This is a genomic window from Kitasatospora sp. GP82 (genome assembly GCF_029892105.1).
Classification (GTDB): domain Bacteria; phylum Actinomycetota; class Actinomycetes; order Streptomycetales; family Streptomycetaceae; genus Kitasatospora.
The window spans coordinates 96,076-119,529 of sequence record NZ_JARZAJ010000012.1; the positions used below are offsets into that span (position 1 = coordinate 96,076).

At 69.6% G+C, this 23,454-nt stretch carries 20 protein-coding genes and 1 pseudogene; 10 read left to right on the top strand and 11 right to left on the bottom strand.

The window, feature by feature from the left end; genetic code table 11:
• Nucleotides 1-195: 195 nt before the first annotated feature.
• On the bottom strand, nucleotides 196-642 hold the full coding sequence (locus tag P3T39_RS14670) for an SRPBCC family protein (RefSeq protein ID WP_280697997.1): 447 nt from the start codon (nucleotides 640-642) through the stop codon (nucleotides 196-198).
• Between the two features lie 26 nt (nucleotides 643-668).
• Nucleotides 669-1,112, bottom strand: coding sequence for a VOC family protein (locus P3T39_RS14675; RefSeq protein WP_280697998.1), 444 nt, complete (start codon nucleotides 1,110-1,112; stop codon nucleotides 669-671).
• Nucleotides 1,113-1,318: 206 nt separating this feature from the next.
• Between P3T39_RS14675 and P3T39_RS14680 the strand changes: the two genes are divergently transcribed.
• The gene (locus P3T39_RS14680; protein ID WP_280697999.1) at nucleotides 1,319-2,566 is read left to right on the top strand and encodes a hypothetical protein; all 1,248 of its coding nucleotides are present in this window, start codon (nucleotides 1,319-1,321) and stop codon (nucleotides 2,564-2,566) included.
• Nucleotides 2,567-2,724: 158 nt separating this feature from the next.
• On the opposite strand, the gene P3T39_RS14685 is transcribed toward P3T39_RS14680, so the two are convergent.
• The gene (locus P3T39_RS14685; RefSeq protein ID WP_280698000.1) at nucleotides 2,725-4,347 is read right to left on the bottom strand and encodes a helix-turn-helix domain-containing protein; all 1,623 of its coding nucleotides are present in this window, start codon (nucleotides 4,345-4,347) and stop codon (nucleotides 2,725-2,727) included.
• 308 nt (nucleotides 4,348-4,655) lie between these two features.
• Here P3T39_RS14685 and pruA point away from each other — a divergent pair, with 308 nt between their 5' ends.
• Together pruA and P3T39_RS14695 are read left to right on the top strand one after the other, a co-directional pair.
• Nucleotides 4,656-6,284, top strand: coding sequence for an L-glutamate gamma-semialdehyde dehydrogenase (gene pruA / locus P3T39_RS14690; RefSeq protein ID WP_280698001.1), 1,629 nt, complete (start codon nucleotides 4,656-4,658; stop codon nucleotides 6,282-6,284).
• Between the two features lie 121 nt (nucleotides 6,285-6,405).
• On the top strand, nucleotides 6,406-7,335 hold the full coding sequence (locus P3T39_RS14695; protein WP_280698002.1) for a proline dehydrogenase family protein: 930 nt from the start codon (nucleotides 6,406-6,408) through the stop codon (nucleotides 7,333-7,335).
• 7 nt (nucleotides 7,336-7,342) lie between these two features.
• On the opposite strand, the pseudogene P3T39_RS14700 reads toward P3T39_RS14695, so the two are convergent.
• The 3 genes and pseudogenes from P3T39_RS14700 to P3T39_RS14710 all read right to left on the bottom strand — a co-directional run.
• A pseudogene (locus P3T39_RS14700) lies at nucleotides 7,343-7,648 on the bottom strand (Uma2 family endonuclease); the annotation flags it as partial.
• A gap of 291 nt (nucleotides 7,649-7,939) precedes the next feature.
• Nucleotides 7,940-8,500 carry a serine hydrolase domain-containing protein gene (locus P3T39_RS14705; protein ID WP_280698003.1) on the bottom strand — a complete coding sequence of 187 codons (561 nt, stop codon included), beginning with the start codon at nucleotides 8,498-8,500 and terminating at the stop codon, nucleotides 7,940-7,942.
• Nucleotides 8,497-9,006, bottom strand: a complete 510-nt coding sequence (locus P3T39_RS14710; RefSeq protein ID WP_280698004.1) for a serine hydrolase domain-containing protein — start codon at nucleotides 9,004-9,006, stop codon at nucleotides 8,497-8,499. Before P3T39_RS14710 ends, P3T39_RS14705 begins: the two co-directional genes overlap by 4 nt.
• Before the next feature lie 209 nt (nucleotides 9,007-9,215).
• Here P3T39_RS14710 and P3T39_RS14715 point away from each other — a divergent pair, with 209 nt between their 5' ends.
• The gene (locus tag P3T39_RS14715) at nucleotides 9,216-9,944 is read left to right on the top strand and encodes a helix-turn-helix domain-containing protein (RefSeq protein ID WP_280698005.1); all 729 of its coding nucleotides are present in this window, start codon (nucleotides 9,216-9,218) and stop codon (nucleotides 9,942-9,944) included.
• Between the two features lie 178 nt (nucleotides 9,945-10,122).
• On the opposite strand, the gene P3T39_RS14720 is transcribed toward P3T39_RS14715, so the two are convergent.
• Nucleotides 10,123-11,121, bottom strand: a complete 999-nt coding sequence (locus P3T39_RS14720; protein ID WP_280698006.1) for a recombinase family protein — start codon at nucleotides 11,119-11,121, stop codon at nucleotides 10,123-10,125.
• A gap of 274 nt (nucleotides 11,122-11,395) precedes the next feature.
• On the opposite strand from P3T39_RS14720, the gene P3T39_RS14725 reads away from it, so the two are divergent.
• From P3T39_RS14725 to P3T39_RS14735, 3 genes are read left to right on the top strand one after another with little or no spacing between them, the layout of a single operon-like run.
• A complete protein-coding gene (locus P3T39_RS14725) occupies nucleotides 11,396-11,785 on the top strand; it encodes a GntR family transcriptional regulator (protein WP_280698007.1) in 390 nt (129 codons plus the stop codon).
• Complete coding sequence (locus tag P3T39_RS14730) at nucleotides 11,782-12,678, top strand: ABC transporter ATP-binding protein (protein ID WP_280698008.1); 897 nt, start codon at nucleotides 11,782-11,784, stop codon at nucleotides 12,676-12,678. The genes P3T39_RS14725 and P3T39_RS14730 overlap by 4 nt, the downstream gene beginning before the upstream one ends.
• The gene (locus P3T39_RS14735) at nucleotides 12,675-13,673 is read left to right on the top strand and encodes an ABC transporter permease subunit (RefSeq protein WP_280698009.1); all 999 of its coding nucleotides are present in this window, start codon (nucleotides 12,675-12,677) and stop codon (nucleotides 13,671-13,673) included. Before P3T39_RS14730 ends, P3T39_RS14735 begins: the two co-directional genes overlap by 4 nt.
• A 236-nt stretch (nucleotides 13,674-13,909) precedes the next feature.
• Here the strand turns inward: P3T39_RS14735 and P3T39_RS14740 are convergent, their stop codons facing one another.
• The gene (locus tag P3T39_RS14740) at nucleotides 13,910-17,131 is read right to left on the bottom strand and encodes a Tn3 family transposase (protein WP_280698010.1); all 3,222 of its coding nucleotides are present in this window, start codon (nucleotides 17,129-17,131) and stop codon (nucleotides 13,910-13,912) included.
• Nucleotides 17,132-17,445: 314 nt separating this feature from the next.
• Between P3T39_RS14740 and P3T39_RS14745 the strand changes: the two genes are divergently transcribed.
• From P3T39_RS14745 to P3T39_RS14755, 3 genes are all read left to right on the top strand, one after another.
• Nucleotides 17,446-18,096 (top strand): RNA polymerase sigma factor, encoded by a 651-nt coding sequence (locus P3T39_RS14745; protein ID WP_280698011.1) that lies wholly within the window; start codon nucleotides 17,446-17,448, stop codon nucleotides 18,094-18,096.
• Nucleotides 18,093-18,896, top strand: a complete 804-nt coding sequence (locus tag P3T39_RS14750) for a hypothetical protein (protein ID WP_280698012.1) — start codon at nucleotides 18,093-18,095, stop codon at nucleotides 18,894-18,896. The genes P3T39_RS14745 and P3T39_RS14750 overlap by 4 nt, the downstream gene beginning before the upstream one ends.
• Before the next feature lie 194 nt (nucleotides 18,897-19,090).
• The gene (locus tag P3T39_RS14755; RefSeq protein WP_280698013.1) at nucleotides 19,091-19,561 is read left to right on the top strand and encodes an SRPBCC family protein; all 471 of its coding nucleotides are present in this window, start codon (nucleotides 19,091-19,093) and stop codon (nucleotides 19,559-19,561) included.
• A 256-nt stretch (nucleotides 19,562-19,817) separates the two neighbouring features.
• On the opposite strand, the gene P3T39_RS14760 is transcribed toward P3T39_RS14755, so the two are convergent.
• The 3 genes from P3T39_RS14760 to P3T39_RS14775 all read right to left on the bottom strand — a co-directional run bounded on the left by P3T39_RS14760 (nucleotide 19,818) and on the right by P3T39_RS14775 (nucleotide 23,415).
• On the bottom strand, nucleotides 19,818-20,099 hold the full coding sequence (locus tag P3T39_RS14760) for a hypothetical protein (RefSeq protein WP_280698014.1): 282 nt from the start codon (nucleotides 20,097-20,099) through the stop codon (nucleotides 19,818-19,820).
• 1,984 nt (nucleotides 20,100-22,083) lie between these two features.
• Nucleotides 22,084-22,746: a hypothetical protein gene (locus P3T39_RS14770; protein ID WP_280698015.1), complete on the bottom strand. Its 663-nt coding sequence runs from the start codon at nucleotides 22,744-22,746 to the stop codon at nucleotides 22,084-22,086.
• 189 nt (nucleotides 22,747-22,935) lie between these two features.
• Nucleotides 22,936-23,415 (bottom strand): helix-turn-helix domain-containing protein, encoded by a 480-nt coding sequence (locus tag P3T39_RS14775; RefSeq protein WP_348534342.1) that lies wholly within the window; start codon nucleotides 23,413-23,415, stop codon nucleotides 22,936-22,938.
• Nucleotides 23,416-23,454: the final 39 nt, after the last annotated feature.

Here is a 23,454-nt window from a genome sequence, read left to right on the forward strand (position 1 = left end):
GTACGGCCGGGAAGACCGACTGGCGCAGGCCGGAACGACCAAGGACTCGGCCGCGGTGCGGTCGGGGGCCTTCGTCTGCCCTGGCGGGCGGAGGCGGAGGATACGAGATTCGCACTCGTGAGGGGCGCCCCCAACACGCCCTCCGAGGATGGGCCGCCCCCGCATGGTGCATGGGGTCCGGTGCCCCCGGGGGCGTCAGGGAGTCAGGTGGGTGCGCAGGCCGCGTTCGCCCGCGCGCATCATTGCGGCGTGGTTGGCGAGGAAGAGGGGGCGGGCGATCAGGGCAAGGCGGCGCATCAGGGCCTTGCCGGGGCGTACGTCTTCTTCGAAGAGGATGCGGCTGCCGGCCGGGCCGGCCGGGCTCAGCTGCCAGCGTGACCAGCCTTGCAGGTCGCCGCGGAGTTCGGCCTGGAGCAGGCCGGCCGCCGCGTCCCGGTGCTGCTCGCGAACGGTGAAGCGCAGCTCGTAGGGCAGGAACGAGCGCACCCGTAACTCACCCGTGGTCTCGTCGAGTTGGCGGACCGTGCGGATCTGCGGCCACCAGGCCGGGTAGCGGGCGACGTCCTCCAGCACCCGGTAGACCTGCTCGGGGTGGGCGGGCACCGACCAGACGGAGGAGAGGTGGTAGCGGTTGGGATCCACGGCGGCCCCCCGGCTGCGAAGGATGGTTACGGCAAGTCCAGGCTGCCGGATTCGGTGAACGGGAAGAAGGGGTTGTGGGCCAGCTCCCAGAGGTGGCCGTCCAAGTCCTCGAAGTAGCCGGAGTAGCCGCCCCAGTGGGTGGCGGTCGGGGGCTTGACCACCGTGGCGCCTGCCGCGACCGCCGTTTCGAGGGCCGCGTCAACCAGCTCGGGCGATTCGAGGTTCACCGCGAGAGTGACACCGCGGAAGGACGGCTCGCCCGTCACCGGCACCCCGGCGTCGGCCGCCAGCGCCTCGGCAGGGAAGAGGCCGAGGGCCGAATCCGCCGTCCGGAACCAGACGATCTCGGGGCTGGAGGCGGCGGAGCGCTGCCAGCCCAGGGCCTCGTAGAACTCGGCGCTGCGCTGCAGGTCGGACACCCCGAGAGTGACGATGCTGATCCTGGCGGGGAAGTTCTTGGCTGCTGTCATGCCGCTCAGGGTAGGCAAGGCTACTGACAATTCGGGCCGCGCGTGGCCGGGCGGGCCATCTGACAACCGTACGAGGGAAGCTGATGGCCCAGCAGATGCTTCCAACGTATCGTGGGGCGGACGCGGCGCCGGTGTGCCGGGCCAGGCCCGGTGCAGTGGTGCCCCGAGACCGACGGCGAGGCGAGCACACGGGGGTGCGGCACAGGATGAAGAGGCAGAGCGCGAGCAGGCCCCAGGGTCCCGAGGACTTCTACGCCGACCACGAGGAGTACAGCCGTCAGGTCCTCGCAGACGCGGACTTCCCGGTCTACGCGGTGGACCGGGGCGCGCCCGGTGGGGGAGTGCACCGTGCCGATCCAGCGCGCGGCGGCGAGAGTGCGCCCCCGGGTGGTGGTACCGGCGCGGCGGAGGCCGGTGAGGACAGCGACGCGCTGGCCGAGTACGAGCTCCGCAACGGTGAGCTGGGGTGGGTCGAGGTGCGCTCCGGCGACTGGAGTTCGGCCGAGGGCCCGTATGTGACCGTCCGCACCTACCGCCCCGGTACCGACACCGACCAGCTGCCCGAGCTGGAGGATGTCGTCGAGGACGAACGCGACCGGGTCTTCGAGCAGTTGGGCGTCGACGAGGGTGATGGCCCCGGCAGTGTGCGGGCCCTGCGCGAGTGGATCACCGTGGAGGGCGAGCCCAGGGCCGTCCAGATCCACGAGGACCGCGCGCGGGACGCGGGCTGCGAGCTCGCGGACGCGGTCTCGGAGGCGGTGTCCGCGGTGGGGGAGGAGGGCCTCGCCCTGAACGCGGGCCGCCGGAGGCCGGTCTGGGCGGGCCGCCTGCGGGTGGACGGCATCACCGTCACGGTGACCGGACGCGGCGTGCCGCCGGGCGGCATCGAGCTGAAGCGGATCGAGGACTTCGAGCGCTACATCCTCGGCCGGACCGACCTGATGCGGAAGCTGGCCGCCCAGCAGGCCCGGCGGGTGGCCCTGGAAGAGCGTGAACTGCCGTCGGTGCTCGGTCTTGAGGCGCACCGGATGGTGGTCGAGCACGCCGTCCGCGAGGCACTCGCGATCGCGGCGCAGATCCGTGCCGAGCAGAAGCCCAGGGTGCCGCGCCGCTCGCGCGGCGAGGCGGCGGCCGTCCGCTGGGAGGCTGCCGTGCGGCAGCAGATGAAGCTGGCGTCGGAGAGCCGGGAGGAGGCCGGGGAGTCGGTCACCGCCATGGTGAACCACCTCACCAGGCTGGCCCAGCACGCTGATTGGGCCGTCGGCACTTCGGAGGGCCTGGCGGCGATGGAGGAGGTCATCCGGTACACGGTCTTCGCCAGTGAGGTGCCGAGCCTGCCGGCCCAGCGGGCCTGGGAGCGGCTGTGGTCGGGCGGGCTGCGCAACGCATCGGCGGCGGAGGACAGCTGGCTGACGGCGTGGGAGCAGTGGCGGGTGGAGCGTACGCAGCACTGAGTCCGGACCCGGCGTGCACTCGGGCGTCATGCCGACGCGGGCGTGCGGGGGCGCCGCTGCGGCCGTGGGCCGTGGGTCGTCGGCCGTCGGCCGTCGGGCGGAGGCAGGTTGCGGCCGCATAGAGCCCCGCAGAGCCCGGGCGCGCCGCGCTGAACGGCTCAGTTGGCCGAGTCCTCGGCGGGCAGGCGGAGTTGGAGCATCGCCAGCAGGCGCTGCTGGGGCTGGGTCAGGTCGATGCCCGTCAACTGTTCGGCGCGGCGGACCCGGTAGCGCAGGGTGTTGGGGTGGATGTGCAGGGCGTCCGCCGCGACGCGGACCTCGCCCAGCGCGTCCAGCCAGGCCAGCACCGATTCGGCGAGCCGGGTGCCGTGCCGCCGGTCGTACTCGGCCAGGGCCGTGAGCCTGGGGTCGCGCAGGCCCTGGCGCTCCTGGAGCAGCGCCAGCACCTCGCTGACCAGCACCTCCGCCTGAACATCGATCAGCGCCGCGACGTCGAGATCGACCCCGCCGCGCCCCATCGCGTCCAGGATCCGGTCCGCCTGCGCCCGGGACTCCGGGACCGCCGCCAGGGCGTCCACCGTCGAGCCGATCGCGGCCCGCAGCGGGATCCCCAGGTGCTCCCTGGCCGCCACCACCACCTCCTGCGCCCAGCTGCGCACGGTGGCCATCGGCAGCCCGGCGGGCAGCTCCGGCAGCAGGACGTACACCCGGGACTCGATCGGGGCGAGCAGCGCGCTGCGGTGCCGGGCGGCGGTGTGCACCGAGATCAGCCCGGTGACCTCGCCCATCGCCCGTTCCAGCCCGCCGCCCTCCCCGGGGGAGCCCGCCGCGTACGCCAGCACGGTGGCCGGGCGGCGCGGCTCCAGGCCCAGGTGGGTGGCCAGCGACTGCGGACCGGTGGAGCCCTCCAGCAGACCGGTGAGCAGCGTCTGGGTCAGCCGGACGTCCGCCGACAGTTCCCGTCTGCGCCGCACCAGTTGCGCCGCCGCGACCCGGGCCGCGCCGACCAGCGCCTGTTTGGCCAGCGGGGCGAGCGGCTGGGCGCCCTCCTGGACCCAGATGGTGCCCAGCGGCTGGGCGCCCGCCCGGATGCCGATCGCCAGTCGGCGGCGGATGCCGAGTTCGGGGTGCGGCTCGACCTCGATGACGCTGTCGGAGGTGCGCAGGTGCTGGAAGATGCCCCACTCGCGCAGCTTGGACAGGTACGGCTCCGGGCCCTGCCAGCCGAGGATGGAGAGCCTGCGCAGGTCGTCCACCTCGTCGGAGTCGGAGGAGCGGGAGTAGGCGAGGACGCGGCTGGAGGTGTCCTCGATCGAGACGATGCCGCCGGTCAGTACGGAGACGGTCTGGGCGAGCGAGAAGAGGTCGCCGACGTTGTGCTCGGGAGTCTCGGGGGCGTCGGGGCCGGCGATGATCGCCCGGGCGAGTGAGTCCAGGTGCTCCCAGCGGGTCTCGCGGCGGACCGAGAGCAGCGCCACCCCGGCCTCGGTCGCGGCCTCGCGCAGCGCGTCGGCCTGACCGGGCGCGTCCAGTTTGACCGCGACGGCCGCCGCCCTGGCCCGTCCGGCAGCGCGCAGTGCCGGCAGCGCGGCCCGGCCCCGGGCGCCGATCGCCAGCACCAGTTCGCCGGGGGCGGCGGTGGCCGGGTCCTCGGGGTCGAGGATCGCCACGTCCCGCACCGGTACGTCCAGGCCCGCCGGAGCGGCCTGAAGCTCCACCAGCGGCTCGCCGAGCGACATCAGCAGCTGCCGCAGGGGCAGACCGGGCGCGGGGGCTTTCATCGGGGGCTCTTCCAGGTCGGGCCGGGTGGGGCGGGTGTGGCGGGTGTGGGGTGTCGGGAGGGCGCCGGACCGTGTCCGGCCGATCTGCCCGTGGACCGCAGCCGCACGGCTGCGCGGGCCCCGGTGTGGCCTGCACGGCCGACCTGACAAGTCCCGGGGGCGCTTCTGTCCACTCTTACAACTCTGTCCGAATGACTTTAGCCGCCTGGCCAATCAAGTGCTCCGGCCTTGGGGAATAGCGTTTCTTCATGGCCGGCGTGCGATCCCCGTCGGCTCCCCGCCCACGACTCGAAAGAGAGCGCGCGCCCATGGATGCTGTAACCCAGGTCCCCGCGCCGGTGAACGAGCCGGTCCACAGCTACGCCCCCGGCAGCCCGGAACGGGCCCGTCTGGAGGCCAAGCTGAAGGAGCTGGGTGGCCAGGAGCCGATCCAGCTGACCATGACGATCAACGGTGAGCGCCGCCTGGGCGGCGGCGCCGAGATCCACGTCGTCCAGCCGCACAACCACGCGGCTCGGCTCGGCACCCTGCGCAACGCCACCCAGGACGACGCGCGGGATGCCATCGACGCTGCCCTGGCCGCTGCCCCGGCCTGGCAGGCGCTCTCCTTCGACTCGCGCGCCGCGATCTTCCTCAAGGCCGCCGACCTGATCGCAGGGCCCTGGCGCGAGACGCTGGCCGCCGCGACCATGCTCGGCCAGTCCAAGACCGCTCAGCAGGCCGAGATCGACACCCCCTGCGAGCTGGTCGACTTCCTGCGCTTCAACGTGCACTTCGCCCGGCAGATCATCGCCGAGCAGCCGATCTCCTCGCCCGGCGTGTGGAACCGCAGCGACCACCGTGCGCTGGAGGGCTTCGTCTACGCGATCACGCCCTTCAACTTCACCGCCATCGCGGCCAACCTGCCCACCGCCCCGGCCCTGATGGGCAACGTGGTGCTCTGGAAGCCGTCCCCGACCCAGCAGTTCTCCGCGCACCTGCTGATGCAGGTCTTCGAGGAGGCCGGTCTGCCCAAGGGCGTCATCAACATGGTGACCGGTGACGGCCTGGCCGTCTCCGAGGTCGCGCTGAAGCACCCGGATCTGGCCGGCATTCACTTCACCGGCTCCACCGCGACCTTCCAGCACCTGTGGCGCGAGGTCGGCAACAACATCTCGGGCTACCGCACCTACCCGCGGATCGTCGGCGAGACCGGCGGCAAGGACTTCCTGGTCGCGCACCCGTCCGCCGACAAGGCCGTGCTGAAGACCGCGATGACCCGCGGTGCCTTCGAGTTCCAGGGCCAGAAGTGCTCGGCGCTCTCCCGCGCCTACGTCCCGGCCTCGATCTGGGCCGAGCTCAAGGACGAGTTCCGCGACGAGGTCGACGGCCTGACCATGGGTGACGTAACCGACCTGTCGAACTTCATGAGCGCCGTCATCGACGAGCGGTCCTTCGCCAAGAACAAGGCCGCGATCGACCGCGCCCAGGCCGACCCCAAGGTCGAGGTCCTGGCCGGTGGCAGCTACGACGACTCGGTCGGCTACTTCGTCCGTCCGACCGTCCTGGTCTGCGAGGACCCGGCGGCCGAGTACTTCCGTGAGGAGTACTTCGGGCCGATCCTCTCGGTGTACGTCTACGAGGACGACAAGTACGACGAGATGCTCACGCAGATGGAGTCGGTCTCCGCGTACGGCCTGACCGGCGCGGTCATCGCCCAGGACCGCGAGGCCGTGCAGTACACCATGCACAAGCTGCGCAACGCGGCCGGCAACTTCTACATCAACGACAAGCCGACCGGCGCCGTCGTCGGCCAGCAGCCCTTCGGCGGTGGCCGGGCCTCCGGCACCAACGACAAGGCCGGCGCCAAGCAGAACCTGACCCGCTGGGTGTCCACCCGGTCCATCAAGGAGACCTTCGTCCCGCCGACGGACTACCGCTACCCGCACCAGGGCTGACCAGCCCGACCACGGACCGGCCCGGCCCACACCCGGCCGCGTCCGCACCCGGGGACGGCGGCCCACCCTCAACCGCCGTCCCCGCCACTCTCCCCCTGCTGAACCATCTCCAGGAGTACCGATGCTCCGCTCCGCCCTCCTCGCCGCCTCCCGCTCCCCGCAGGTGCGCACCGTCGTCGAGAAGTTCCCGCCCACCCACGCGATAGTCGAGCGCTTCGTCGCCGGTGAGCTGCTGGACCAGGCCGTCACCGCGACCGACGAGCTGGTCGCCACCGGCCGCAAGGTCACCCTCGACCACCTCGGTGAGGACACCAAGGACGCGGGCCAGGCCGCCGACACCGCCGAGGCGTACGAGCACCTGCTCACCGCCCTCAAGGAGACCGGCCTCGCCGCCAACGCCGAGGTCTCGGTCAAGCTCTCGGCGGTCGGCCAGTTCCTTCCGGTGGACGGCGAGAAGATCGCGCTGGAGAACGCCCGGCGGATCTGCGCGGCGGCGGCCGAGGCGGGCACCACGGTCACCCTGGACATGGAGGACCACACCACCACCGACTCCACCCTGTCGATCGCCCGCGAGCTGCGCGCCGACTTCCCGTGGCTGGGCGTCGTGCTCCAGGCCTACCTGCGCCGCACCGAGGCCGACTGCCGCGACTTCTCCGGCCCCGGCTCGCGCGTGCGCATCTGCAAGGGCGCCTACAAGGAGCCCGAGTCGGTCGCCTTCCAGGGCAAGCACGAGGTGGACCTCGCGTACGTCCGCGCGCTCAAGGTCCTGATGGCGGGCGAGGGATACCCGATGGTGGCCTCGCACGACCCCAACATGATCAAGATCGCCGGCCAGCTGGCCGAGTGGAACGGCCGCAGCCGGGACAGCTTCGAGTACCAGATGCTCTTCGGCATCCGCCCGGAGGAGCAGCTGCGCCTCGCCGACGAGGGCAACACCATGCGCGTCTACCTGCCGTACGGGCAGGAGTGGTACGGCTACTTCATGCGCCGTCTCGCGGAGCGACCGGCCAACCTGACCTTCTTCCTCCGCGCCATGGCCACGCGCAGCTGACGATCGGTCAGATGAACGGCTGGGTGTCCAGCTCGAAGCCGAACGGCTCGGGCAGCGCCAGCGGCTTCCCGAAGGGGGCGAGGTGCACTTCGGTGTACTCGTCCCCTTCGGGCTTGCTGAAGACGCTGGCCCGGGACTCCTCACGGTCGATCAGCAGATAGAGCGGGATCGCGGCCCGGGCGTAGCAGTGGCGCTTGGCGATCCGGTCCTGGTACGGCCTGGTGGAGGTGACCTCGGCGACCATCGCCACGCCCTCCGGGTCCATCCATGGCGGGGCACCCCGGAACAGCTGGAGCTCCTCCGGAGCGAACGTGACGTGGTCCTGGTCGCGCTAGTGGCGGAGGGGGATCTGCGCGCCGTGCACCGTCGGTTTTCGCCCGATCGGGTGGCGGGGGAGGCTGGTGGCTTCGCAGTTCCGGCCGCCAGGCGTGTGCGCCGAGCCGGTGGCGGCCGGCCTGGCGCTGCCCGAGGCTGCCGAGTGCGGGCGGCAGTTGGCCGAGGACGCCGGTCTCACCGGGGCCGCCGCCCGCCTCGTTGACGTCGGGTCCGCGCCGTCGTCCTGGTCCGGGTGCCCGTCTGACGGGGGCGCACAGGTGACGATGCGTCAGGCAGTGGGGGTGAACGCGGCGTTGAGCATCTCGGGGAAGAGGTCGAGCGGCGGGCAGCCCCAGTCGCCGTTGACGTTCATGGCGGCCACCTTGCCACCGTCGCGGGTGCCGTACAGGTACGACCAGTTGCCGGTGATCATGCCGCCGTGACCGAAGACCGTGGTGCCGCAGGGCAGTTCGAAGGAGGAGAGGCCCAGGCCGTAGCTGTAGCCGTCCAGCCACGTGCCGTCCGGGACGGGGGTCATGGTGAGCATCTCGTCCAGCTGCGCGGGCGGCAGCAGCCGGCCGCCCAGCAGCGCGCCGAGGAAGGTGCTGAGGTCGCCGGTGGTGGAAACCAGCTCGCCGGTCGCGAAGCCGTAGGTGGCGTCCAGCTCGGTGACGTCGTGGGACGGGGCGTCGGACTCGGGCAGCGTCAGCCGGGAGTAGCTGTGCACGTGCGGGCCCCGGAACCGGGTCTCGCGGCCTGTTGCGTACGTCCCGGTGAGCTTGAGCGGGCGGATGATCCGCAGCTCGACCACGTCGGCGTAGGACATGCCCGTCGCCCGCTCGATGATCATCCCCGGATGACGAAGTTGGTGTTGGAGTACGCGAAGCCCTTGCCCGGCTCGAAGTCGGCCGGGTGGGCGAGCGAGATCCTCACCAGCTCCTCCGGGGTCCACCGGTCGAAGCGGTGTGCCAGCAGCTCCGGGCTCGCGTAGCGCCGGAGAATGTCCTTGTCCAGGGTGAACGCGAACAGCCCGCTGCTGTGGCTGAGCAGGTGCCGGATGGTGATCCGGCTGCCGTCGTGGCCGTTGCCCTGCACCAGGCCCGGCAGCCACTTCTCCACCGTGTCCTCCAGGCTCAGCACGTACTCGGCCGCCAGCTGGAGCACCACGGTGGCGGTGAAGGTCTTGGTGATGCTGCCGACCCGGAACTGCTCCCCGGCCAGCCGCTCCCGGCCGGTGCCGAGCTCGGCCACGCCGGCCGAGCCGAACCACCGCTGCGCGCCGTCGCGGACCTCGGCCACCATGCCCGGGTAGCCCTGCTCGGTCACCGCGCGGTCCAGGATCTGGGTGATGGTCATCTCGAACTCCTCTGCCCTCTCGCCGCGTCCTTCGCGACATGAGAAAGGCTATGTTGCGTTCAGGAAAACCTCAATTGACTGAATGCTCTGACTCGCATTACTGCAGGTAGAAGGCGCGAAATTGTTGCAATGAGAATGCCGATGAATGCAAAAACTGCTGCCGATGTGTTGCAATGATGTGGACGTGAACGCAGCAGGAGGAGGACACCGTGCCTGGAGGCAGGCTGACCCAGCAGGACCGCAGGCAGATCGCCACCGGCCTGGCCGAGGATCTCTCCTACACCGAGATCGCCAAGCGCCTGGAGCGCCCCACCTCGACCGTCACCCGCGAGGTGATGCGCAACGGCGGCCCCACCGACTACCGGGCAGAGCGGGCGCACCACGCCACCGAGCGCCGCGCCCGTCGCAGCAGGCAGGCCCCGCCCCCGGCCGCACCCGCCCCGGCCGCCGACTCCTTCGGGCGCGACCCCGCGACGGTGCAGGACTTCGCCGAGCGGTTCACCGAACTGCTGGTCGCCACCGGCATCCCCCGGATGATGGCCGGCGTGCTCGCCTGCCTGTACACCTGCGACACCGGCAGCCTCACCGCCGCCGAGCTGGCCCAGCGGCTGCGGGTCAGCCCGGCCTCGATCTCCAAGGCCGTCGGTTACCTGGAGGGGCAGGAGCTGATCCGGCGCGAGCGCGACACCCGGGAGCGGCGCGACCGGTACGTCATCGACGAGGACGTCTGGTTCCGGGCCATGCTGGCCAGCGCCCGGCTGAACGCCGTGCTCGCCGACGCCGCCGGGGACGGAGCCGGGCTCCTCGGTGCCGATACCCCCGCAGGTGCCCGGCTGGCGGACATGGGGCAGTTCCTCGGCCACGTCGGCCAGGACCTGGTCCGGGCCGCCGAGCACTGGCGGGAGGTCTTCGCGGCCCAGCGCGATGCCCGGCAGTAGTTCGGAGAACGCCCGAAGGCGTGCAAGACCACGAACCGCCGGTGGTGGCGCCACCGGCTGGAGGCCGTCGGCATCGGCATCGCGTTCATCACCGGGGCCGAGGAGGGGTCCAGCCAAGATGCCTGCAAAAGGGGCCATGACGTGATCTTGGTGGGGTGACGGGTCCGGTAGAGGTGCCTCAGTTGGCGGGGTGGCGCGCTGTGGCGGGCCGGGGATGGGGGATCTCTTCGGTAGGCAGGGCTGCGAAGTCGGCGTGAGCCTGCTCGATGGCTTCGGGGTACGTCTGGGCTTTCTCGTGCTCGGCGAGCGCGCGGTAGATGCTGGCGAGGCCGGGGTTCTGGCCCTTGCGCTTGCCGGTGGGGATGATTAGGTCGGGGCGGATCTGCTCGACGGACTCGCCCGCTGCCCGGCGCCGCAGCACGGTGTGCAGCATGTCGTCGGTGATGACGGTCGGCCGGCCGCCGTGCTTGCCCTTGCGGGCGGCGGCGTCGAGTCCTTCGAGGGTGGCTTCGCGGATGCTCTCGCGCTCGGTCTCGGCCATGGCGGCGAAGAACCCGAACAGCATCCGGCCCGGACCGGACGGGTCGTAGATGCCAGGCAGCGGGCCGGCCAGCATCTCCAGGACCAGGCCGTGGGCGGTCAGGTGGTCGGCCAGCGCAGTGAGTTCGGCGGCGTCGCGGCCAAGCCGCTTCATCTCGTAGACGGTGAACAGCACGCGGCAGTGCGGGGCGTGCGCCTTGATCTCCCGGGCCAGGGTGAGGGCGGCCTCGAACTGGGGGCGGACCCGGATGCGGGTGCTGATCTTCTCGGAGAAGATCTTGTCCCGGGGGATGCCGTGCGCGCTGAGCGCGTCCAGCTGCGACTGCAGCTCCTGAGTGAGGTGGCTGCACCGCGCGTATCCGATGCGGATGTCCGCGCCCGGGGTGCCGGTCTCGGGCGCGACCGGCGGCGGGGTGCCGGGTCGCCAAGGCTGGCCGGGGCCGCGGTCGGCGGGGGTCGGCACCCGCAGCAGCTTGGCGAGCCGGGCCACCTTCTTGAAGCGGCCGGTGTGGTAGATCCCGGCGACCGCGCCCGAGCGTGAGCGGCAGGGCGAACCGGGCTGGACGCCGCAGCGCGGGCAGTTTTGGCGCTCGACGTCGTCCGCGTCGCTTCCGGAGATGTTCTGAGGGTCCGTCACGCCCGAAATTTTCTCACAAACCATTCCCAGAACAGGGTCTCGTGGCCACTTGCGTGAGAACGAGTTCTGGGAACCGATCGGGCCTCCGGGGGCGACCCCTGCACCCCTTCCCGATCTTCCTCCCGGAAAGGATCGTTTGCGGGAGTGGTCGAACGCGGTGGCGGCGACCCTCCATAGGCCGCCCATGTGCCCAGCGAGCTGTCGATCACTCCGCTTGACATGGCATCAGTTTCCTAGTTCTATAGTGCTAGGAAGCTAGATAAATGAGGTTACGGTGATCGAGTTTCACATCGAGGCCCGGTCCGGTGTCGCGCCTTACATGCAGTTGGTCCACCAGGTACGCCAGGCCCTGCGGCTGGGTTTGCTGTCGGAGGGGGATCGCCTGCCGAAGGTCAAGGACGTCGCGGCCAAGGTCGCGATCAACCCCAACACCGTGCTCAAGGCTTACCGGCAGCTGGAGAACGAGGGCCTGGTCTCCCCCAAGCCCGGGGTCGGCACGTTTGTCACCGGCACGCTCGGCGACATGCCGCGATCCGAGCACGAGCCGTTGCGTCAGGAGTTGCAGCGCTGGCTCGCCAGGGCCCGTGGCGCCGGACTGGACGAGGAGAGCATCGAGGCCCTGTTCCTCAACACCTTTCGCAGTTCCACCGAAGAGGAGAAATGACCGCGATCATCGAAGCAAGAGGGCTTGGCAAACGCTATGGCCGACGTCAGGCGCTGTCCGACTGCACGCTGAGCGTGCCAGCGGGGCGGGTCGTCGGGCTGGTCGGCCCGAACGGTGCGGGCAAGTCGACCCTGCTGCAGCTGGCCTGCGGCATGCTCACCCCGACCTCCGGCAGCATCGAAGTCCTCGGCGAACGCCCCGCGTCCAGCACCGCGCAGATGGCCCGGGTCGGCTTCGTCGCCCAGGACACGCCCACCTACGCCGCGCTGTCGATCGCAGACCATCTGTGCCTGGGCGCCAAGCTCAACCCCCGTTGGGACGCCGCTCTGGCCGAGCGCCGGATCCAGCAGCTGGGCCTCGACCCCGCGCAGCGGGCCGGCCGGCTCTCCGGCGGGCAGCGGGCTCAACTGGCGCTGACCCTTGCTGTGGCCAAGCGCCCGGACCTGTTGCTGCTCGACGAACCCGTCGCGGCGCTTGACCCCCTGGCCCGGCGCGGGTTCCTGCAGAGCCTGATGGAGTTCGTGGCCGAGACCGAGGCGACCGTCGTGCTCTCCTCGCACCTCGTCTCGGATCTGGAGCGGGTCTGCGACCACCTGATCGTCCTGGCCGCCTCCCGGGTCCAGGCGGTCGGCGAGATCGACGACCTGCTGGCCACCCACTTCCGGCTGACCACGGCCCGCCGCGAGGCCGACACGCTGCCCGCGGGCATGCAGGTCGTCCAGGCCGACCACACCGACCGGCAGAGCACCTTCGTCGTGCGCGCCGACACGGCCGTCGACGATCCGTCCTGGGTGATGGAGCCGCTCGCCTTGGAGGACCTCGTCCTGTCCTACATGACCCGGGCCCGGGACACCGGCGCCGACCACCGACCCGTGCTGGAGACGCAGCGATGACCTGGCTGACCTGGCGCCAATTCCGAATGCAGTTGCTGGTGGCCTTGGCCGCCCTGTCCGCTGTCACGGCATACCTGCTGATCAGCGGCTTCCAACTGCACAACGCCTACAACAGCGCCCTGGCCGGCTGCCCGAACGGCGGCTGCTCGCCGGTGTCCCAGCTGACCACCCAGTACCGCTTCCCGTACTACCTCGGCACCGGCCTGGTACTCCTGGTACCGGGCCTGATCGGGGCCTTCTGGGGCGCGCCGCTGATCGCCCGCGAGCTGGAGACGGGCACGCACCGGCTGATCTGGAACCAGAGCATCACCCGCACCCGCTGGCTCGCGGTCAAGCTCGTGTTCATCGGCCTGGCCGCCGCGGTCACCACCGGACTGCTCAGCCTGCTGGTGTCCTGGTTCGCGAGCCCGCTCGACCGGATCAACAACAACCGCTTTACCCCGCTGCTCTTTAGCGCCCGAGGCGTCGTCCCGCTCAGCTACGCCGCTTTCGCGGTGGCCCTCGGAACGTGTGTCGGCCTGCTGATCCGGCGCAGCGTGCCCGCGATGGCGGCCACGCTGGCGGTCTTCGCCGCCGTCCAGATCCTTGTGCCGCTGGCGGTTCGGCCGCACCTGGAGTCGCCCGTCCGCGGGGACGTGGCGCTCACCTCCGAGGCGATGAAGTCCGCGTCGCTCATCGGGTTCACGAACCGAACACCTGCTGCCCCGTTCGTGGCGGATCTGAACGTACCCGGCGCCTGGGTCCTTTCCGGGGCCGAACCGGTCAGGACCTCGTCCGGTCAAGCGCTCACCATGGCGACCCAGCCCTGTGCGACGGTCTCGGACGCGGCCGCTCACGACGCCTGCCTTGCCAACGCCGACCTGCACGTTACGGTCTCCTACCAGCCCGCCGACCGTTACTGGGCTTTCCAGTGGTCCGAGACAGCGATCTTCCTTGCGCTCACTGCCGGCCTGGTTGGCTTCAGCGCCTGGTGGCTGCGCGGCAGGCTCGCCTGACCCGGGTGGGGCAGTGACACGAGCAGAACACCGCGTGGGGCGGCCGAAGCCATCGCAACTGGCTTCGGCCGCCCCACCACCATACGAGCCCGCATCGACCCGAATCGACGGCATTCGACCGCCGTGTCACCCCACGCCCATCCTCCTGGCTGAACTTGGCCGCCCCCTCAGGTGCGACAAGGACCTGCAGCAGCAGGGGGAAGAACGATCAACACGGAATCCGTGCCTGATCCAGCTCAGGAAACCGGTGCCGCCTCAGGCTGATCCTGGTGGTCGAGTTTGGCGAAGTCGACGTCCAGGTGTGGCTCGTACGCCTCCGGCGGCACGTCGAGCTCATGGGTGGAGTACTCGCCGAACCGCATGATCTTCTCGGTCAGGTAAGGCGAGACCTCCGCCAGGTCCTCCGGGTCGACCTTCCAACCCTCGGCCTGCAGCTCGCGCACCGCCTCGGCGATGTCGAGGGTGTTGTGGAAGATCAGGCAGTTGGTGAGCAGGGCGTTGAACTTCACCGCCTTCTCCTGCTCGACGGGGTCGTTTTCGCTGATGACGCCCCGATTACCGAAGCGCACCCACTCGGAGAACCCGTTGTACGACTCGACCTTGTTGGTCGCGGCCGTCACCCGCCGACGCATCTGAGGGTCCGTCAGGTACCGCAGCAGCTGGACAGTGCGGATCACCCGCCCGACCTCACGGAACGCCGCGTAGTGGGCGTTCTTGCGCGACCCGGAGCGCAGACGCCGCAGCAGGAGGACGGAGGAGACCTTGCCGCCCCGCACCGACAGGGCCACCCGCATGAGGTCCTTGAAGTGCTGCTCGATGAGGTCCCAGTCGATGACGTTGCGGCCGGCCTCGCCGAACAGGGAGTCGATGTGCACGTAGGAGGTCTGCTTGGTCGGGCGGAAGAACACCAGATCCTTCCAGTTCCTGATCCTCGGCATCAGCTCAAACCCTAACAAATGGGCCAAACTGAACACCGGGTAGCTCTGGCCCTGCGTATCTGCGTGGATCGTGGTCGGCTGGATCTCCGACTCGTTCTTCAGCAGCCCCTCGATGATGTAGACCGCCTCCCAGACCCCGCAGGGGATGAAGTGGGTGAACAGCGCGATGTAGGTGTCGGCGATGTGGTGGTAGGCGATGCCGCCGGGCCGGCCGTAGCGCACCGAGGTCTCGGCGACCAGGTTGTTCAGGTAGGTGTCCATGTGGGTGCCGTCGGCAGCCACCGCCGTTCCATCGCCCCATGCCCGGGACATGTCGAGCTGGGCGTGAGCGTTGACCACGTCGGTGATCGCCTGGTTGAGCTTGGCGATGGAGAAGTGCCGGTTGGCCGTGGCGGACAGCTCGTGCCCGCTGACCCCATTGATGTGCCGGGCCGCCTCGTAGGGGCCCATGTTGATGCCGTTGACGAAGGTCGTGATGACGTACCGGCCGAAGGCGTCCTTGAGCTTGGGGTCGTGCCCGGAGGCCGGCCCGAAGCGCCGCCACCACTCGATCCAGTACGCGGTACGGGCCAGCACCCCCAGCAGCGACCGCTCGGGCAACCGGGCCTTGATCGTCTGCTCCAGCTTCACCGCACTCGGACGCCGCTCATCCGCCCGGTACCTCTCCAGCGTCGGCACCCCGGTCTTCGGGTCGATGACCAGGCCCTCGTTCTCCGGGTAGCCGGAATCGGCGGCGGCCGCGGCCGCCGTGAGCCGCTCGCGGAGTTGGGCGACGAAGGCCGCCGCGTCGAACGGCCGCTCGTCGCCAGGTTCCCGGAAGCCGACCTCCACCAGGTACTCCGGCAGCGCGGCCTCCACTTGCGGCCACTCCAGCAGCTGCTGGCTCCAGTCGGCGTACTCCTCCGAGCCGGTGACCGCGACGTCGCCGCACCGCAGCTCCTCGGCGAGGTTGAAGAACACCATCGCCTCGAAGTGCCGGCGCACGTACGAGGTGGGCCGGGTCCGGTCTCGGACGATCTTCTGCCAGTTCTGGGTGGCGAAGCGGATGTCCACCACCCCGGTGTCCTTGCCCTCGTCGTCCTGGCCCCGCATGGGTATGTAGTCGCGTGAACTGCGGAACCTCAGCAGGTGCCGGAAGGCGTCCAGCACCCGGCTGTCCTCGCTGGTGGCCACCAGGTCCAGGCTCTCCAGCAGGTTCAGCATCACCGCCCGGTCCGCCTTCAGATGCCCGTGCAGCAGCACCTCCCAGTTGTCGCCGTGGTGGGCGGAGACCTTCTCGATCTGCTCGTACTGGGCGCCGAACCCGCCGAAGCCGTCCACCGCCGACGTCACGCTGAACAGGCCGTTGGACTGCACCATCAGCCCCTCGGCCAGCTTGAGGAACGCCGCCGCGACCCGGCGCTTGAGGCGCCGGTTCACCTCCGAGGCCCCCGACTCCTCGTCCAGGCCCTCCAGCGCGTCCAGGGTCTCCTTGGTCAGCGCGCCGGCCTTCGCCCGCGCCGTCTGAGCGGGCCCGTCGGTGTCGACCTGCCGCAACAGGGTCCGGTAGTTGGCGACCAGGCCCTCCACGATCGCCTGCTGCTGACTGCGGATCTCCTCCAGCTCGGTGCGCGCCCGCTTCGACTTGATGGCCACCCGCTTGGTGAACATCGTCGTCAGGTCGTCGCGCACCCGCATCCGGGCCTTGTGGACCAGGCACGCGATCAGCGTGATCCGCTTGGTCTCCGCATAGTCCTGGAGCACGCCCGCGTCCGCCGCCTCGGCCTCACCGGCGAAGTCCGCGATCTTCGCCGCCGCCAGGCCCTCCAGCCACGCCTCGGTGTCGCCCAGCCCATCCACCCACTTCCGGTGCTCGGCGAGCTTCTTCATGTTCGACCAGGTCGCCCGCTGAGCGGACTGCTTCAGCTCGTTGAACACCGTCTTGCGGTCCAGCCCCAGCACCGTCACCAGCCGCAGCAGCCCAGCGCGGTCATCTGGCCCGATCCTCCCGGCGACCCGGGCGAAGATGTCGCCGTTCACCTCGGAACGGATGCTCATCGCCATCCGGTCCAGCGTGGAGAACGCCGGAAGCTCCAGGCCAGCCCGCACCAGCTGCTCCAGGGCCACGTTGATCAGGTCCGCCGGGTTGTTCTTCGACGCGGCCTCCGCCCGGATCGCCTCCTCGGCCACCGTGCGGGCCCGCCCGGCGTCGTACATCACCCCGACCCGCTGGCGCACCAGCGACCGGTGGTTCTTCGCGGTCTTCTCCGCGCCGTAGCCGGCCACCACATCATCCGGCAGCTCCACGGCCCGCCGTACGAAGTCGACCACCAGCTCCGGGACCTCCTCCCACCGCGGGAAGCACCCCATCCGCTGATAGGACTTCAGCAGGACCAGCAGCGCGAGCTGGTGCTCGTCGGAGTCCGTCCGGGCCACCGCCCACTCCACCTCCTCCCGGCCCGGCGAGAAGAACAGATGCAGTTCACGCGCGGTGATCAGCCGCTTGAACCGCGGGTACGCGGTCCGCTCGATCGACGTCATCCCGAAGCCCTACGACCCGATGCCAGATACGAGCGATGCCCGCCCGCGCGGGCATGTTCACACTCCCGGCTCGGGGCGAAGATCAAAACCGCCGTACCCAGGACGAGCAACACGGGGCAGTGGTAGATGAGCGCAGGCCGGGGGCGAGGAAGCCGGTCAGAAGTCCAAGATCACGTCATGGCCCCTTTTGCAGGCATCTTGGCTGGACCCCGAGGAGGAGCACGTGGCGCGCTGCCCGGTGTGCCACCGCCGGTTCTGAGCAGTAGCCGCATGTGGTGTGGATCACGGCAACGGTGGGACGCGGCCGGACAGGCATGGGTGTGGAGAAATCGATACGCGCTCGGGTACGGGCCGGGGATTCGGTGGCGTTCGGGCAGGTCTTCGAGGATCACGCCCGCGCGGTGTACCGGCATGCCATCCGGATGACCGGGGACTGGGCCGTCGCCGAGGACGTGGTCTCACTGACTTTTCTGGAGGCATGGCGCCTGCGCGCGCGGGTCGAACCCGAGGGGGAGAGCCTGCGGCCCTGGCTGCTGGGCATCGCCACCAACGTCATCCGCAACACCCGCCGGGCCGCACGCCGTCATCAGAAGGCGCTCGCCAAGCTGCCGCCGCGCGATGTCGCGCCCGACTTCGCCGCCGAGCTGACCGGCCGTATCGCCGACGCCGAGCAGCTCGCCGCCGCGAGGGCCGCGCTGGAGCAGCTGCGCCCGGCCGAGCGGGAGGTGTTCGCGCTGTGTGTGTGGGAGGGCCTGGACCACGCGGCCGTCGCCGAGGCACTTGGCAAGCCGGTCGGGACGGTCCGCTCCCGGCTGTCGCGCGCCCGCAGCCGGTTGCGGGAACTCACCGCGAAGGAACTGGCTGCGACTTGCTCCACAAGAAGTATGCAACGCACGGACACCGACGGACAGATAGCAGGTGACCGCGGACTCGCGGTCCGGTCGACCAAGGAGACGATCCGATGAACGCCACCCCCCGGCACCGGTCCCAGCAGGCCGAGCGGGAGGAACTGGCCCGGCTGCTGCCGGCCGCGGCCGACCCGGAGCTCTCCCTGCGCCGCCACCTCCTGCTGAAGGAACACCTGATGGACACCGTGACCGAGAACTCCCAGCGCGCGGCCAAACGGCGGACCCTGACTCTGCGTGTGGTGCTCCCGGTGGGGCTGGCCGCCGCCGTGGCCGGGGTCGCTCTTGCCGCTGTGACTGGTCGCCCCGTCGCGCCCACCCCGGGCGTTGCCGCCGCCGGGAGCCAGTCGCCGGGCAGTATCATCAACGCGGCGTACACCCTGCAGAGCAGCAGCGACGACCTCGTCAGGCTCACCGTCCTCGACCCGGCCAAGCAGGTCGACGCGCCCCAACTGCAGCGTGACCTGGACCGGTTCGGTGTCCGCAGCCACGTCTACGCCGGCGAGCCCGACTGCCACGCCCCCGAGCCGAAGCGGCCCACCTACCCGCCGGACATTGCGGGGCTCACGTCAACAGGCCAGGACCGGGTGGCGTACTACGGCTGGGACATCGATTCGGAAGGTCGCAAGACCGTCCTCACCATCCGCCCCAGCGCCATCCCGGCCGACCTGCAACTCTTCATCTACCTCCCCTACGCCAAGGCCGACCCGGCCAACGGCTTCCGTGAGCTGGAGGCCGGTCTCATGAAGAGCCCCGCCCCCAGCTGCATGCCCGGCAAGACCTACGACAACCCCCTGGCCAGTCTGCTCCCGACATCGACATCGACATCGACATCGACACCGACGACGACGACGCACTGAGCAAAGGAGTCGTTCTACCTTGAAGTTGTGGGTCACAGAGGTGGTGTGAGGTTTCGTCGGGGGACTCGCACCCCAAGTTCGCGGCGTGACGTGCATCACTGACGATGGGCGTCACAGTTCCGCCTGCGTGCCGGTCTACCAGTTGGGCGCGGTCGTCGTTCCGCGCCACCTCCGGCCAGGAGAAGGGACGAAATATGGAGACCTTGACCGTGCGACGCGTCATCGCAGCGCCGATCGCCGACGTATTCGACTGGTGCGCCACGACCACCAACTACACCTGTTCCCCGTTCATCCTCAGGGCACGGCTGGCCCGGCCGGGCTCGGGCGCGCCGTACGGAGTGGGCGCCGTCCGGCTGCACACGTGGGCGATCGGCTGGTTCCGTGAACGGATCACCGCCTACAACCCGCCGTACGACTTCGACTACACCGTCGAACGCAGCTTCCCGCCGGCCCGGCACGAGCTCGGCCGCATGACCTTCGCCGAGGTCGCCGGGGGCACCGAAGTCGTCTGGACGACCACTTTCCAGGTCCGCTTCCCCTTCGGCGCGACCATCACCCGCGTACTCGCCAAACCCGTCATCGCCCACGTCTTCGGCAACATCCTCGACGCCGCCGGCACAGCACTCACAGCCAACCCGGCAGCCGGTCGTGCGCGTGACCGGTAGCAGGTGGTTGTCCAATGCCGCGAAGTTAAGGGCTGGGGGTCGGTGTCCAGGTGTTGGGCCCGCCCCCGCCCCACGCCAGACCCTGTGGCCTGCAACTTTGAAGATGAAAACCTCTCAGTGCGAGATGACCTCCGCCGGGTTGCGGTGGCCCTTGCAGGATGACGGCGCGGACGACCCAAAGACCCTCTCAGCGCGATCAATTACAAGATAATCCTATGGTCGTCGGCCAACGTGACAATGCCGTCCTGTCGGCAACTCACCTCTTCGGTACGCGGACGAGGGACAGCAGTCCGCAGACAAGGGCGAACAGGACCAGGAAAACCTCGGTGCCCACCGTGCTGACGTTCGTCTCGACCACATGGCCCCCGATGACGAACCAGAGCCCCGAACCGACGGTCAGCAACAGGTGGTTGCCCTGTTCTCGCAATGCACGCATCCCCGTCCACAGCAGTACCGGCATCGCCGTCACCCCCGCGAGCACGGCCAGCATCAACTGGGCGGACCCGGCGAACATCACGTCCCCATGGTCGGCGCTCACGTCCAACCCCCACTGCCTCAGGGACGCCCAGATCCAGTAAGCCACATGGGCGGCCACGGCCGACACGGCAACGCCCTTCACACATCGGGCAACTTTACTGCTTGTCATGTATCCACTCTTTCGCGGCACGACATCGGGGGCCTGAGTACAGGTACTCAGGCCCCCGTCCTCACCTGCTCACTTCCCCTGAAGCGTGCGCTCCAGGACATTGGCGTAGAGTCGCGCACCCGCGGTCTTCGGGTGGAAGGACTTCATCGAGGGGTTCGGAAGCTCGTTGTCCGCCTTCGCGAAACCGGTGTTGCAACGACTGGTTGAACCTGGGGAATACACATCGAGTGAATTCCGCAGTGAAATAGTCAAGTTGGGCATGAGGCAGTCGATGGGGCGAGTGGGCTCCTGTTACGATAACGCCGCCGCCGAGAGCTTCTTCGCCATACTGAAAGAGGAGATCGGCACCCGGGTCTGGCCGGACCGCGCCACCGCCCGCGGGAGGTCTTCGCGTTCATCGAGACCTTCTACAACCGCAGGCGCCTGCGCAAGCACCCCAAGTGGGGCTACCTCACGCCACTCGAGATCCGCCAGCGGCACCAGCAAGGTCACACCCTCGCGGCGTAGACGGAGAGTGTCCAGCCGCAGGGTGGAACTTCAGGCGGCGATGCTGGGGCTCTGCGGTCTCGGGCTTCGCACGCTTCAGAGCCTGTCGACGGTTCCGCCGCAGGATCTGGTGCTGGCCTGCGCGGACGGCCGTTGGGTGCGGCGGCGGGTCGGACGACGCAGCATCACCGAGGAGGTCCGCGAGGCGATCTTCGCGGTCCGCAAGGAGTGCGCGGGCCGCTCGCGGATCAGCATGAGCGCGAAGCATCGCCTGGTGCACCAGTACATCAGCGAGAAGTTCCCCGACTTCCCGCCGGAGAAGGTGCCCTGCTGGGACACCCTGGCGGCGGTCTGGGCGGAGTGGTTCGGCCCGGAGGGCGGCAGGCAGCGCTACCTGCGGTCGGCGGACGCGGCAGCGCAGGCCGACGTTCAGGCCCGTGTCGTGGTCCACCGGCCCGGGCAGGTCATTGCCCTGGACTCGACTCCGCTTCCGGTCAAACTGCGCGAGTCCGTGTTCGGTGAGGCGGTCAGCGCGACCCTGACGATCGGCATCGACCTGTTCACGCACACGGTCCCGGTGTTCCGGCTCACTCCGAAGGCGGACCAGTCGGTGGACATCGCGATGCTGCTGCGGGACGTGATGCTGCCCCTGCCGATGCGCGAGGGCTGGGGCGAGGACATGGCCTGGCCCTATCCGGGTGTCCCGGCCGAGATCGTCGCCGAGTTCGCCGGCCACGACGTCGCGGCCCTGCCGTTCTTCACCCCGGAGACGGTCACCACCGACCACGGCAGCTCCTACAGGAACCACGAACTGGTCGCGGCCGAACGCGAGTTGGGCCGCAACATCCTGCCAGCCCGGGTCCTTCGCCCGACCGACAAATACGCCGTCGAACGCGCGTTCTCCGCATTCAAAACGCTGCTTTTTGAGCACCTTCTCGGATTCACCGGCACCGACGTCGCCGACCGCGGAACCGATCCGGAGGCGGACGCGGTGCTGACGTTCGGGCAGATGGAACACCTGATCGCGTCCTGGATCGTCCAGGTGTGGCAAAGGCGGGAATTGGGCGAGTATGCCCCGGCCTGGGGGCCCGGTGAGCGCCACAGCCCCAACTCGCTGTTCGCGGCGGCGATGCAGCAGGGCGGCTTCGCCTTGCGGGTCCCCGAGTCGGAGCTCTACTACCGCCTCCTGCGCAAACACATCAGCTCTGCACGTCTGTCCGTACGCACCTCCGCACCGCAGGTAGTACGCCGACACCTGGGGAGGGCAGGCCCCCGATCCCCCTACTGGGTCATCCTGACCGAGCTGGACCGCCACGCGTCCGACCTGCTGGACATTTGTCTGCAACCCACTGGCACCCCAGAAAAGGTCCCCAGTCGCAGCACCCGAGATCTATGTCCGGGGCGTGCCATCCCAGCGCCATGTGGTCAGACGGGGGCGCCCCGGCAATTCGGCGCGTCCGGTGGCCCACAGCAGGGTGGTCCAGGGATCCGTGGTCTGCGGGGCGTCCGGAAATAGCCGGGCGAGCACCCGCGAACACAGATCGGCCGGCGGGGCCCAGGCGAGTCCGAGCCCCTCGGCCAGATCGTGGGTATGCACCAGCGTCTCCACGACCCCCATCGCGGCGAAGCCTTCCGGGTCCGACACGCCATAGCAGTGGAAGGCACGGACCCGCGACGGCGTCGTGCGCACCATGGCGACCAGCAGGGCGCCACTCGCCTCCAGCACCTGCAGCAGGCCGTCCGGCCCCGCCGCACGGTCCGCGTGAACCGCGTTTGCGGGTCCCCCGGGCCGCCGGCTCTCCCACACGAAGGGCACGTCACCGTCCAAGGGCGGTGTCCTGGGGCCCAGTTGGACAGCGTATGCGAAGAGATCATCGCTCAGGTGCTCGACCGTCTCCCAGCAGTCCCACTCCAGCGAACCGGCTTTGCCCTCCCAGGCCGACGAAGGCGCCTTGCGGAGGATGGCGACGGCGAGTTGGACGGCATGGTCGAGATCGTCCGCAGGCACAGGGGGCGAGAGCGGGGAGGGCGAGGCTTCTGCTGATAGCGGCATGGAAGGACCGTATCTTCAGTCATGGCATCCAGATCGTCCGGGTATGGACCAGGGGCCAGGCTATCGAGAACGTCACCATCAGTAACCGGAGCACTCCTCGGCTCGCAAACTAACGGTCGGAGCAACTCGCTAACTACAAGTCCGAAGCGCTCAGAGCGACGAGAGTGCTCCGACGCCCCTGGCCCCGCATCACATGGCCCTCGACCTCGGAAGCACGTTCCCCAGGCAGCACCGACCGGATCTTCGGCACCCGCCCAGCAGCGGCATCAGGCATCGGAGGACTCGCAAACTGAAAGTCGGAGTCACAACGATCCTGGCCCGCAGCGCGAGGTACTGCGCGGTCTTCGCCGCCCGCCTGGCCCAGCGCATCAACTGGCCCCGTTCGGCCCCGCTCAGGACCAGGTCGGCCTTCGGGCGACCGATACGGCCCGCATCCTGCAGCCCGGCCAATCGCTCAACAGCGAACTTGCGACGCCACTTGGACACCGTCTTCGCCTGGACGTCAACATGCCGTGCGGCAGCGGCATTCGACATGCCGTCAGCGCACGCCGGAATGATCCGGGCCCGCTCGGCCGCTCTCCGGTCCCACGACCTCGCCCGACGCACCAACTCGGCACGCTCGCCCTCGGACAGCGAGATCACCACGGCAGAAGGCCCAGGATGCGACACCCAAAAAGGGTGGCAACTTACCCGGTGATTTGCGGCGCA